This window comes from Rhodococcus sp. P4_C10 (assembly GCF_056402135.1).
Map to the genome: position 1 here is coordinate 58,277 of NZ_JBFUHZ010000007.1, position 12,239 is coordinate 70,515.

10 protein-coding genes are annotated in these 12,239 nt (G+C 69.2%); 9 read left to right on the plus strand and 1 reads right to left on the minus strand.

Annotated elements, in window-relative coordinates:
* The first annotated feature begins 654 nt into the window (after window positions 1-654).
* The 6 genes from AC1DWC_RS05970 to AC1DWC_RS05995 all read left to right on the plus strand — a co-directional run bounded on the left by AC1DWC_RS05970 (window position 655) and on the right by AC1DWC_RS05995 (window position 8,396).
* The gene (locus tag AC1DWC_RS05970; protein ID WP_477906599.1) at window positions 655-1,200 is read left to right on the plus strand and encodes a hypothetical protein; all 546 of its coding nucleotides are present in this window, start codon (window positions 655-657) and stop codon (window positions 1,198-1,200) included.
* A 404-nt stretch (window positions 1,201-1,604) separates the two neighbouring features.
* Window positions 1,605-2,135, plus strand: coding sequence for a DUF1269 domain-containing protein (locus AC1DWC_RS05975; protein WP_477906600.1), 531 nt, complete (start codon window positions 1,605-1,607; stop codon window positions 2,133-2,135).
* 325 nt (window positions 2,136-2,460) lie between these two features.
* Entirely contained in the window at window positions 2,461-3,891 is a 1,431-nt protein-coding gene (locus tag AC1DWC_RS05980) for a DUF2252 domain-containing protein (protein WP_477906601.1), read from the plus strand.
* Window positions 3,891-5,240, plus strand: a complete 1,350-nt coding sequence (locus tag AC1DWC_RS05985) for a diacylglycerol/lipid kinase family protein (protein WP_477906602.1) — start codon at window positions 3,891-3,893, stop codon at window positions 5,238-5,240. The genes AC1DWC_RS05980 and AC1DWC_RS05985 overlap by 1 nt, the downstream gene beginning before the upstream one ends.
* A gap of 337 nt (window positions 5,241-5,577) precedes the next feature.
* Window positions 5,578-7,419: a translation elongation factor 4 gene (gene lepA / locus AC1DWC_RS05990; RefSeq protein ID WP_477906676.1), complete on the plus strand. Its 1,842-nt coding sequence runs from the start codon at window positions 5,578-5,580 to the stop codon at window positions 7,417-7,419.
* Between the two features lie 44 nt (window positions 7,420-7,463).
* Window positions 7,464-8,396: an NAD(P)H-dependent flavin oxidoreductase gene (locus tag AC1DWC_RS05995; protein WP_477906603.1), complete on the plus strand. Its 933-nt coding sequence runs from the start codon at window positions 7,464-7,466 to the stop codon at window positions 8,394-8,396.
* A 116-nt stretch (window positions 8,397-8,512) separates the two neighbouring features.
* Here AC1DWC_RS05995 and AC1DWC_RS06000 read toward each other — a convergent pair whose 3' ends face one another.
* Window positions 8,513-10,477 carry a glycoside hydrolase family 15 protein gene (locus AC1DWC_RS06000; RefSeq protein WP_477906604.1) on the minus strand — a complete coding sequence of 655 codons (1,965 nt, stop codon included), beginning with the start codon at window positions 10,475-10,477 and terminating at the stop codon, window positions 8,513-8,515.
* A gap of 63 nt (window positions 10,478-10,540) precedes the next feature.
* Here AC1DWC_RS06000 and AC1DWC_RS06005 point away from each other — a divergent pair, with 63 nt between their 5' ends.
* The 3 genes from AC1DWC_RS06005 (at window position 10,541) to AC1DWC_RS06015 (ending at window position 12,195) form a co-directional block, all read left to right on the plus strand.
* The gene (locus AC1DWC_RS06005; RefSeq protein WP_072845169.1) at window positions 10,541-10,753 is read left to right on the plus strand and encodes a hypothetical protein; all 213 of its coding nucleotides are present in this window, start codon (window positions 10,541-10,543) and stop codon (window positions 10,751-10,753) included.
* A 135-nt stretch (window positions 10,754-10,888) separates the two neighbouring features.
* Window positions 10,889-10,978, plus strand: a complete 90-nt coding sequence (locus AC1DWC_RS06010) for an Ms4533A family Cys-rich leader peptide (RefSeq protein ID WP_425439070.1) — start codon at window positions 10,889-10,891, stop codon at window positions 10,976-10,978.
* A 173-nt stretch (window positions 10,979-11,151) separates the two neighbouring features.
* On the plus strand, window positions 11,152-12,195 hold the full coding sequence (locus AC1DWC_RS06015) for a sulfate ABC transporter substrate-binding protein (protein WP_477906605.1): 1,044 nt from the start codon (window positions 11,152-11,154) through the stop codon (window positions 12,193-12,195).
* Window positions 12,196-12,239 lie beyond the last annotated feature (44 nt).

Sequence of the window (12,239 nt, forward strand, 5' to 3'; positions counted from 1 at the left end):
GGAAAATTGCTACGTTTCGAATTATCGTTGGTCGCCCAGCCCCGTCCGGGGGCAGTTCCGGACTCTGGGGCGAAGCGGAGGGGTGGTCGCCATGTCTTCACGTACGCCAGCCGACGGCAAGTTCAAGACGTCACGCGTCGCAGTTGTCGTCGTCTTTACGGCAGGGATTCTCGTGACCGGCGCCAAGAGGTATCGGTGGCCAGTTCTGCGATAGGCCGAGGGCATCGGGAATCGATCCGGTTCTGTCGGCCGCTGGATGCGGCAATTGTCCCTGTCTGAGGGTGGGCGAATTGCCATCCGTTGGCTGGTGGAGGAATGGCCGTTCGATTCTGCGAATGATTGGGTGAGCGAATGCGGCCGTGGAGGAAGCGGGGCGAGTAGTGCACGACCGGTCCGATCGTCCGGGAGACGTCCAGTGCTTCTGCCAATGCTTCAGAGATTCGAATGCCGGCATGGAGCGACTCGGTCCGGTCCGGTAACTGACGTGGGAGGAAGCGCCGGCACGCGCCAGGACTCGGGGCCTCGAAAGTTCCCAATCCTCTTGTAACGGCCACGCATCCATTACCGACATTGGGGATGGGAAGCAGTTGGGGGCGGTTTGTTCGGCACCCCCTTCGCCCACCACAGGGCACCAACCAGGAGGGGGATATCGACATGGGCATTTCAGCCAAACGCGCAGTAGCTGGGGGCGTGGTCGCGGTCGCGATCGGTATTGCCGTGGCGGCACCGGCGGGCGCAACGACGGATCCGCTGGCGCCCGTCACCACTTTCGCGGCGGGCGCAGGTGTCGGCGACATTGCCGCGCCCCAGGGAATGACGAGCCAGGCACTGATCGCGGCTTGGAACGCGGGGGTTCCGATCTACGAGGAGGTCGGAACCAAGGAATACCCCGGTACGAAGTCGAGCAACCCCAGGACCGAGTATCGGCGGGTGGGCGACAAGAACGCTCTCAGCTCACCTACGACGAAGTTCGTGGGTGCGGGGCCGGTCGCACCGGACACCTTCTGGGTTGAACCCGGCGCCCTGACCAGTTGGATCCGGGTCAACATGCGTGAGTCTTGGCATGCGAACGCCGGAAGCCCGATTTGGGTGTCGGACCCCACCGAACTGAAGTTCACCAGGAGTCCGCTGGTGCAGCTGCCCGACGGCGGCCCCGGCGTCGGCATTGCGCTCGTCACGTACGCCACGACCTCTTCCTGAGAGCCCCGACACAGCCTCCACCCCCGCCTCGACGAGGCTGGGGCGGAGGCTGTTCGGTTCCGAGGATCTGCAGTTCCCACTGCACGAGGTCGAGCGCGCGCGCCCGGAACCTGCAGCTCGTGCGTCGTACCGGTAGTTGGCGGGCGTTCACCCGTTTTGGGGGATGCGCCCGGCGCCGCGGCTGCCGAGGCTGGAAGCCGGACGTCAAATGCATCGCGCTCGACCTCTGGGCTTCGGCATCCGGACTGCCGGTAGGTACTGCCAGGTCCGATCCGTCCCCGGCCGCCGCCCCTGTGCGACGGCCAGGCGGTTCGTGTCCTGGGTATCGCCGTTACGTCAACCGGGTAGCGACTCATCGCCGGCGTCCACTGGCCCACCGTCGACCAATTCATTCGGAGGAAATCATGGCCCTCGACACATTCGCTCTGCTTGCAGCGGTCTACGACTCGGAGGACGCCGCGATCGCCGACTACGACGCCGTCCACGATCTCTACGTCGAGGCCCACCTGGTCGACACCTACGACGCGGCCGTCATCACCAGGACGGACAAGGGCAAGGTCAAGATCGTCAAGAAGCATGAGCAGCCGACTCGGCAGGGCGCCTGGGGCGGACTCGGCATCGGCCTGGTCGGGGGCGCGCTGGTGGCCCTGTTCCCAGCCGTCGGGCTCGGGGCCGGGCTGTTGCTGGGCGGCGCGGGTGGCGCCGGTCTCGGTGCGCTCGGCGGGCATGTCGCGGCCGGGATGAGCCGCTCCGACCTCAAGGAGGTGGGCGAGCTGCTCGACGAGGGTGACAGCGGGTTGATCGTCATCGCGGCGACGGATCTCGAGGCGCGCGTCGAGAAGGCGCTCGAACGCGCATCCAAGGTGACCAAGAAGCAGCTCGAGGCGGACCCCGAACAGGTCAGCAAGGAGATCGACGAGGCGTCCAAGTCCTGACGGGTGCGCCCGTGCACGGCCTGGTCCCGCCTGGCGGCGAAACCGCTGGGCGGGATCCGTGGGCGCCTGGCTCGCGCGTGAGCTTTCGACGGCTCCGCCGCCGATGCCCAGGTGCGCCCCGCTTGCGATCAAATGGGCGGCGACCACCGCCCGCCCCGTGTCCGAGACCGCCAGGATGTCCAGAATCCGACGGTCGAGTACGCGGAGACGGTGAGGACAGCGATCCCATCCGGGACAGGCTGGCCCACAGAAGTGACGACGGCATGCCGCTCGCCAGGGCGGACCTCCCCTCATCCGCGGACAACATCACCCAAGGGATCACGCCATGACCGAACTGGACACCTTTCCCGATCTGCGACCCGCAGGCGGGGTCGGCCACCCGACCCGGGCGGCCCGCATCGAACACGGCGAAAAGGTCCGGCGCCGGACCCCGTTCGGCGCCATCGCCGAACACGCTCCGACCAGCGACCGTGACCCTGTCGGGCTGCTCGAGTCCCAGGCCTCCAGCCGGGTCCCGGAACTCCTCCCAATCCGGTACGGGCGGATGGCCGACTCGCCGTTCGCGTTCTACCGAGGCGCTGCGCTGGTGATGGCCGACGACCTCTCACAGGCCCCGAACACGGGTCTGTACACCCAGCTCTGCGGGGACGCCCACCTGAGCAACTTCGGACTCTTCGCGACGCCCGAACGCGAACTCGCCTTCGACGTGAACGACTTCGACGAGACCTATCCCGGACCGTTCGAATGGGATGTCAAACGACTCATCGCGAGCCTGGCTGTGGCCGGGCGCCAGAACGAGTTCAGTGGCAAACAGCGCAAACGGATCGCCCGCGCCTGCGCGGCCGAGTACCGCGAGACGATGGCGTACCAGGCCGCCCGCGGCGAGCTCGCGGTCTGCTACGCCCACATCGACGCCGCCTCGCAGCTGGACGAGTTCCGCGACGTCCTGGACTCCTCGACCCGCAAACGTGTCCAGAAGACGATTCGCAAGTCCTGGGGCCGCGACAGCATGCAGGCGCTGTCGAAATTGACCACCATGAGCAACGGGCAGCCGCGGATCGTGAGCGCGCCGCCGCTGATCGCCCCCATCGAGGAGATCCTCGGCGATGTCGAAGCCGAGCGGATCAACCGCGAGCTGATCCAGCGACTACGGGAGTATCGCGACACCCTCGAACCCGCGCGACGTGTCCTTTTCGATCGATTCGAATACGTCCAGACGGCTCGGAAGGTCGTCGGCGTGGGCAGCGTCGGCACCCGGGCCTGGATCATTCTCCTCCTCGGCCCCGGCGGCGACCCGCTGTTCCTGCAGGCCAAGGAGGCAGGCCAGTCGGTCCTCGCCGGATACCTGGAGGGCCCGTCCTATGCGAACCAGGGCGAACGCGTCGTGGATGGGCAGAGGGTGATACAGGCCGCCAGCGACATTTTGCTCGGCTGGCAACAGGGGCCCGACGCGCACGGGACGGTCCGGGACTATTACGTCCGCCAACTGCGCGACGGCAAGGGCTCGGCGGTCATCGAGACCATGTCCGCCGACCTGATGGCCCTCTACGGCCGGCTGTGCGCCCGCGTGCTCGCATTCGCGCATGCACGCGCCGGCGACCGGTTTGCCATCGCCGGGTACCTCGGCTCGGACGACGACTTCGACAGAGCACTTGCCGAGTTCGCCGAGACCTACGCCGACCAGAACGCCCGCGACCACGCCGCGCTGCTCGAGGCGATCGACGACGGCAGGATCACCGCACGACGGGAGTCCTGATGCCGAGCAACGACCGGTCCGCCACCTCCGACAGCGCGACCCGGTCCCGGCGCTGGTGGGCGCGGGCCGCGTTCGCCCTCGCGATTCTCGCGGCGGTGGTGCCGCTGGTGTTCGCCGGTCTGCTGAGCACCGCAGGGGTGCTCCTCGTCGGGATCGGAGGCCTCGTCGTCGGCGTGATGGCGCTCTACTGGTTCCTCGCCAGTCGCGGTGTCCTGCGCTGGATTTCGCTGGCCATCGCGGTGCTCACGCCGATCGTCGTGCTGGTCCTCTTCGTCCGCGCCGACCTGCTCGCCGTCGTGCTGGCGTCCCTCGTGCTGGTGGTCCTCGCCGTGCTCTGCGCCCGCGCCGCCCTGCGTGGACGGCAGTCGGACACGGTCGTCGACGAGGTGCTTGCCACACCCGCACGGCGTCCGATCCTGATCATGAACCCACACTCCGGCGGCGGCAAGGTCGCGAGATTCGACCTCCAGCGCAAGGCCGAGGAACTGGGCGCCGAGGTCGTCCTGCTCGAAGGGCCCGGAACCGTCGACGTCACCGAACTGGCCCGGCAGGCGGTCGCGCGCGGAGCCGACCTGCTCGGCGTGGCCGGCGGCGACGGGACCCAGGCTCTCGTCGCGGGGGTCGCGGCCGAGCACGACCTGCCGTTCCTGGTGATCAGCGCCGGGACGCGCAACCACTTCGCGATGGACCTCGGCCTCGACCGCGCCGATCCCAGCCGCTGTCTCGAAGCCCTCCGCGACGGGGTCGAGCTCGCCGTCGACCTCGGCCGGATCAACGGCAGGCCGTTCGTCAACAACGCCTCCTTCGGGGTCTACGCCGAGGTGGTCCGCAGTCCGGCCTACCGCGACGACAAGACCGGGACCGTGCTCCAGATGCTCCCGGACCTGCTCGCCGGACAAGCGGGCTCGCCGCTCGTCGCGGAAATCGGGAACCTCACCGTGCGGAACCCGCAGGCCGTGCTGGTGAGCAACAACCCCTACGGCACCAGCGATCTCGCCGGACTGAGCCGTCGAGACCGGCTCGACCGCGGCGTACTCGGAGTAGTGACCGTGTCGGCTGCGAGCGCCCGCCAGGCGGTCGGCCTCCTCGGCCGGGTCAATGTCCGTGGCCTGACCCAGAACACCGCGACCGAGGTGGTCGTCGACGCCGACGCACCCGAGACCCCGGTCGGGGTCGACGGGGAATCGCTGCTCCTCGACACCCCCGTGCGCTGCACGATCGAGCCCGGCGGGCTCCGGGTCCGGGTACCCCGCGACCGCCCGGGGGTACACCCCGCCGCACCCACCGTCGACTGGGTCCGGCTCCGCGACCTGGCATGGCGCCGCCAGGCCGCGGCACCACGCAACTGACACGCCGGATCGCCGCTGTCGACTTCCTCCGGCGTGAAATCCGGGTGGCCGACCAGGCGGCCCGTGGGCCGGGGTTCCGATGAGCCACGCCCAGACACCCGCGGCACGGTGGGTGATTCCGGTCGGCGGCGCAGATCGTTCTGCTCGCCGGGGACCTCGCGCAGAACCCGATCGCGGACCGATCGGTGTAGATCTTCTCGACCGCCCGCCGGCGCGATCGCGGCGGACCTGCGCCGCCGACGCACACCGCGGCATTCACGGCCGTGCGATACGGATATCCTGCTATGGAGACAGCGGCCCGAAAGCGGGTCGGTGCCGTCCAGTTAAGGGGTTCGCCATCAGCAGCTTCGCCGACACGACGTTCACGGATCCCTCCCGGATCCGGAACTTCTGCATCATCGCGCACATCGACCACGGCAAGTCGACGCTGGCGGACCGGATGCTGCAGCTCACCGGTGTGGTCGAGGAGCGGGCGATGCGTGCCCAGTACCTGGACCGGATGGACATCGAGCGCGAGCGCGGCATCACCATCAAGGCCCAGAACGTCCGCCTGCCGTGGACGATGGACGACGAGGAATACGTCATCCACCTGATCGACACCCCCGGCCACGTCGACTTCACCTACGAGGTCTCGCGCGCGCTCGAGGCCTGTGAGGGCGCGGTGCTCCTCGTCGACGCCGCCCAGGGCATCGAGGCGCAGACGCTGGCCAACCTCTATCTCGCGATGGAGAAGGACCTCAAGATCATCCCGGTCCTGAACAAGATCGACCTGCCCGCCGCCGACCCTGAGCGCTACGCGGAGGAGATCGCGCACATCACCGGCTGCGAGCCCGGCGACGTGCTTCGCGTGTCCGGCAAGACGGGCGTCGGCGTCAAGGAACTGCTCGACGAGGTGATCCGTCAGGTGCCCGCCCCGGTGGGCGACGCGGACGGCCCGGCCCGCGCGATGATCTTCGACTCGGTGTACGACGCCTACCGTGGCGTCGTCACCTACGTGCGCGTGGTGGACGGCAAGATCCGTCCCCGCGAGAAGGTCACGATGATGTCGACCGGCACCACCCACGAGCTGCTCGAGGTGGGCATCATCTCGCCCGAACCCAAGGCCACCACCGGCCTGGGCGTCGGCGAGGTCGGCTACCTGATCACCGGTGTGAAGGACGTCCGCCAGTCGCGGGTCGGCGACACCGTCACCACCTTCCGCAACGGCGCGACCGAGCCACTGGTCGGCTACCGTGACCCCAAGCCGATGGTCTACTCCGGCCTGTACCCGATGGACGGCTCCGACTACCCGGTGCTGCGCGACGCCCTGGACAAGCTGCGCCTCAACGACGCCGCGCTGGCCTACGAGCCGGAAACGTCCGTGGCGCTGGGCTTCGGCTTCCGCTGCGGCTTCCTCGGCCTGCTGCACATGGAGATCACCCGCGACCGCCTCGAGCGCGAGTTCGGCCTCGAGCTCATCTCCACCGCACCCAACGTGGTCTACCGCGTGGTGATGGAGGACGGCGCCGAGCACGAGGTGACCAACCCGTCGTACTGGCCCGAGGGCAAGGTGCGCGAGGTGTACGAGCCGATGGCCAAGTGCACCGTCATCGCGCCGAGCGAGTACACCGGCGCGATCATGGAACTGTGTCAGAGCCGCCGCGGCGAACTCGGCGGCATGGACTACCTGTCGGAGACGCGCGTCGAGCTGCGCTACACGCTGCCGATGGGCGAGATCATGTTCGACTTCTTCGACGCCCTCAAGTCGCGGACCAAGGGCTACGCCAGCCTCGACTACGAGGAGTCCGGCGAGCAGCAGTCGGACCTGGTCAAGGTCGACATCCTGCTGCAGGGCGAGGCGGTCGACGCGTTCTCCTCGATCGTGCACCGCACCAACGCGGGCGCGTACGGCGGCCGGATGACCTCGAAGCTGCGTGAGCTCATCCCGCGTCAGCAGTTCGAGGTCCCGATCCAGGCGGCGATCGGCTCGAAGATCATCTCTCGCGAGAACATCCGCGCGATCCGCAAGGACGTGCTCGCCAAGTGCTACGGCGGCGACATCAGCCGCAAGCGCAAGCTGCTCGAGAAGCAGAAGGAGGGCAAGAAGCGGATGAAGACCATCGGCCGTGTCGAGGTCCCGCAGGAAGCCTTCGTGGCGGCGCTGACGTCCGAGTCGGTCGGCGAGAAGCCCAAGAAGTAGTCCGGCGGACCGACGCCGGCCGTCCGGAACCGAAGGAGCGTGCCGTGATCGACACCTGGCTGACCCGTGAACTGGGACTGGATGTGCCGATCCTCGGTGCGCCGATGGGCGGCCGGGCCGGCGGCAAGCTCGCCGGCGAGGTGACCCGGGCCGGTGGGCTCGGGCTGCTCGGCGCCGCGCGCTACGCGACGCCGGAGTGGATCGCCGCCGAGTCCGCGGTCGCGCGCGAGATCGGCGGCGGCGCACTGGGTATCGGGCTGATGACGTGGGCGCTCGACGACGACGACACGCTGCTCGGGGCGGCGCTCGCGGAGAAGCCCCGGGTGGTCTCCCTGTCGTTCGGCGACCCGGCGCCCTACGTCGAGCGGGTGCACGCGGCGGGCGCGCTGGCGGTGTCGCAGGTGAACACCGTCGAGGACCTGCGCGTCGTCGAACGCGCGGGGGTCGACTTCGTGATCGCGCAGGGCGGTGAGGCCGGCGGCCACACCGGCCGGATCGGGACGCTGCCGCTGCTGCAGGAGGTGCTCGACGCGACCAGCCTGCCGGTCCTCGCGGCCGGCGGCATCGGCACCGGACGCGGCCTGGCCGCCGTCGTCGCCGCGGGCGCGGAGGGCGCGCTGATCGGCACCGCGCTGCTCGCGAGCCCCGAGACCATCGGCCCGGACTACGCGCGGCGGCGGCTGATCGAGGCCGGCAGCGCCGACACGGTGTACACGTCCGTCTTCGACCAGGCGCGCGACCAGCCGTGGCCGGCCCGCTGGGGCGGCCGGGCGCTGGCCAACGACTACACCGACAAGTGGGACGGTCGCGGCGCCGACAACGAAACCCTTTCGGCCGCATACGATCCGGCCGACCCCCGGCAGGGCGTCGTGTACGCGGGGGAGGTCGCGGGGCTGGTGACGTCGGAACGTCCGGCGGGCGACGTGGTGCGGGCGATCGCGGCCGACGCGGAACGGTTGCTGCGCCGGTTCGCCTGAGCGCGGGCGGCCGTCGGCTCGGTTAAGTGCCCGGATGTCGGGTCCCCAATGTCACATCGGGTATCCCCGGGGCACCCAATGTGACATTGGGGAACGGCGGAGGGAGGGCGGACGGCCTACGTGGGGGAGTGCGCGGGCTGGAAGGTGCCGGAGGCGGCGGACTCCTCGGCTCGGATCACGTGCACGACGGCGTTGATCAGCGCCAGGTGCGTGAACGCCTGCGGGAAGTTGCCGAGATGCCGGCCGGTGCGGGCGTCGATCTCCTCCGCGTACAGCTTCAGCGGGCTGGCGTAGCCGAGCAGACGCTCGCACAGCCGCTTGGCGCGGGGCAGTTCGCCGATCTCGACCAGCGCGGACACCAGCCAGAACGAGCAGATGGTGAACGTGCCCTCGTCGCCGGAGAGGCCGTCGTCGGTGGTCTCGACCCGGTACCGCAGCACCAGCCCGCCCTCCGTCAGCTCGTCGGCGATGGACAGCACGGTCGCGCGGACCCGGTGGTCGTCGGCCGGCAGGAACCGCAGCAGCGGGACCAGCAGCAGCGACGCGTCCAGCGACGGGTGCCCGTACCGCTGGGTGAACACGCCGCGTTCGTCCACGCCGTGCTCGAGGATGTCGGCCCGGATCTCTTCGGCGATCTCGGACCACTGCCGGGCGTACGACTTCTCCCCGTGCAGGGTGGCGAGCTTGACGCCGCGGTCGAGGGCCACCCAGCACATCAGCTTGGAGGTGGTGAAGTGCTGCGGTTCGCCGCGCACCTCCCAGATGCCGCGGTCGGGCTTGCGCCAGTGCTTGATCGCCTCCTCGACCTGGCGTTTGAGCAGCGGCCACAGCGCGTCCGGCACCTGGTCGCGGGAGCGGACGTGCAGGTACACCGAGTCCAGCATGGTGCCCCAGATGTCGTGCTGGTCCTGGGTGTACGCGCCGTTGCCGATCCGCACCGGACGGGCGCCGTCGTAGCCGGACAGGTGGCTGAGCTCCTGCTCCTCGAGGGAGTGCTCGCCGCCGATGCCGTACATCACCTGCAGCGGGTTCGGGTGCCCGTCGTCGGACTGCGAGACGTCGGAGATGAACGCGAAGAAGTCGTTGGCCTCCCGGTCCAGGCCCAGGGTGTACAGGCCCCACAGGGCGAAGGTGGAGTCCCGGACCCACGCGTAGCGGTAGTCCCAGTTCCGTTCGCCGCCGGGGGTTTCCGGCAGGGACGTGGTCGATGCGGCGAGCAGGGCACCGGTGGGCGCGTAGGTGAGCCCCTTGAGGGTCAGGGCGCTGCGCTGCAGGTAGCCCCGCCACGGGTGGTCGGGGAAGCGGCCGATGTTGATCCACTGCCGCCAGCACTCGGCGGTCTTCCACATCTTGTCCGCGGCCTCCTCGAAGGTCGTCGGCATCGGCTGGTCGGCCCAGGTCAGGGCGACGAAGACGTTGTCGCCCTCGAACATCCGGGTGCGGGCCCGGGCCTCGCGGCCCTCGAGCCCGAGCTTGAGGTTGGTGGTCACCCGCAGCGTCGGCTGCTCGCCGAGCGCGCTGGCCTCGCAGGTCGCGGTGGCCTCCTCGTACACCTTGCCGGTGTACTCCCAGCGTGCGGTGGACCGGTGGTAGTCGAAGGCGGGCTCGCAGCTCATCTCCAGCTCGACCGTCCCGCTCACGCACTTGACGGTGCGCAGCAGGATGTGTTCGGCGTCCCAGTCGGTCGGGGTGCGCTTGTGGGTGCGGGAGCGGTGGGTGTTGTTGTGCCACGGACCCATCACCAGGGCGTCGCGGACCACCAGCCAGCCGGTCTCGGTCTGCCAGGTGGTCTCGACGATCAGGCCGCCCGGCAGGTACCGGCGCGCGGCCGGCACGTTCTGCCCGTAGGGCCCGATCCGGAAGTGCCCGGCGCTGCGGTCCAGGACGGCCCCGAACACGCTGGGGGAGTCCGGGCGCGGCAGGCACATCCACTCGACGGCGCCGCTGCGGGAGATCAGGCAGGTGCTCTCGCAGTCGGAGAGGAATGCGTAGTCGTCGATCGGCGGGAAGGTGCTGCGGTGCGTCGAGTCGACGACGGCGGGCAGGTTGGCGGGGAGCTCGGCGTCCTCGGAGGTTCCCATCAGCTCATCATCTGCCCGCCGGGCGCGGGCGTCCACCCGGGAGCCGGACGATAGGGTGGGTCCGTGAATCAGATCGCCAGTTGGTGGGACGGAGCCGAGCTGTGGCTCATCGGCCTGCCGTACGTCCCGCAACTGTTGCTGGTGATGGGCGTGGTGCTGCCGGCGGCCTTCGGCATCGCCCGAGGATTCGATCTGGTGCTCGCCCGGGTATTTGCGCTGCTCGGTCGTGACCGTGCGTCGGTGCCGGCCCCGACCGTGGTCGGAGGTGAGCACTGATGCCCCGTTCACGAGTGACCCTCGCGCTGATCGCACTGATCCTCTTGGTCCTGGTCGGCTGGCTGCTGACCCGCTAGCCCCCCGTGTCCGCGGCKCGGTTCGAGCCGAGCCGCGGGCTCTGATAGATTCACCCGCGTGTCTGCAACCGTCGTGCACCAGGTCCGCCATGAGTTGGCGTTGATCGCTGTCGGCATGCTTGCGGTCGCCGACATCGACTGTTGTTGACGTCCCCGCCCTGCGGCTGACGCCGCGGCCGGTTCGCCCCACGTCAGTGGGCACCTTTCTCTCTTTCTCCTCGGTCACCCCGACACCACGCCCGCCCGGGCGTGGCGTTCGTGTGGTCTGTGATCGACGAATCCTCTCGCCCTCGTGGCGCAGTCGTGAAAGGCACAACCCTCATGAGCATTCGCTCACGTGTCACCCGTCCCGGACTCCTCCTCACCGCGGTCCTCACCGCCGCGACGGTGGCCCTGACCGCCTGCAGCGGCGGTTCCTCCGACGTGATCGGCGGTGAGTCAGGCGCCGACGGCGACGCGACCACCATCAACCTGTTCGCGTACGCGGTGCCCAAGGTCGGTTTCGACGCGGTTGTCCCCGCCTTCCAGCAGACGGAGGCGGGCAAGGACGTGCGGGTCCAGCCGTCCTACGGGGCGTCGGGCGACCAGTCCCGCAAGGTCAAGGACGGGGCGCCGGCCGACGTCGTCAACTTCTCCGTCGAGCCGGACATCACCCGGCTCGTCGATGCCGGTCTGGTGAGCGAGGACTGGAATGCCGATGCCTACCACGGCATTCCGTTCGGCTCGGTGGTCACCGTCGTGGTGCGCGAGGGCAACCCCAAGGGCATCAAGGACTGGGACGACCTGCTGGCGCCGGGCATCGAGGTGATCACCCCGAACCCGTTCAGCTCCGGGTCGGCGAAGTGGAACCTGCTGGCCCCCTACGCGGCCAAGAGTGACGGCGGCGCGAACCCGCAGGCCGGACTCGACTACGTCAACGCACTGGTCACCGACCACGTGAAGGTGCAGCCGAAGTCCGGCCGCGAGGCGACGGAGACGTTCCTGCAGGGCCGCGGCGACGTGCTGCTGAGCTACGAGAACGAGGCGCTCTTCGCCGAGCGCAACGGCGACCCCGTCGAGCACGTCACCCCGCCGACCACCTTCAAGATCGAGAACCCGGTTGCGGTGCTGGAGAACAGCAAGAACCCCGAGCAGGCGACGGCGTTCAAGGACTTCCTGTTCACCCCCGAGGCGCAGAAGCTCTGGGCCGAGTCCGGCTTCCGCCCGGTCGACCCCGCGGTCGCCGCCGAGTTCGCCGCGGACTTCCCGGCCCCGGCGAAGCTGTGGACGGTCGAGGACCTGGGCGGGTGGAAGGCCATCGACGACTCCCTGTTCAAGAAGGATTCCGGAACGATCGCGAGGATCTATGACGGCGTCAGCAAGTAGCCTGACCGTGACGAGTGCGACCGACACGGCGACGGGGGGAGCGG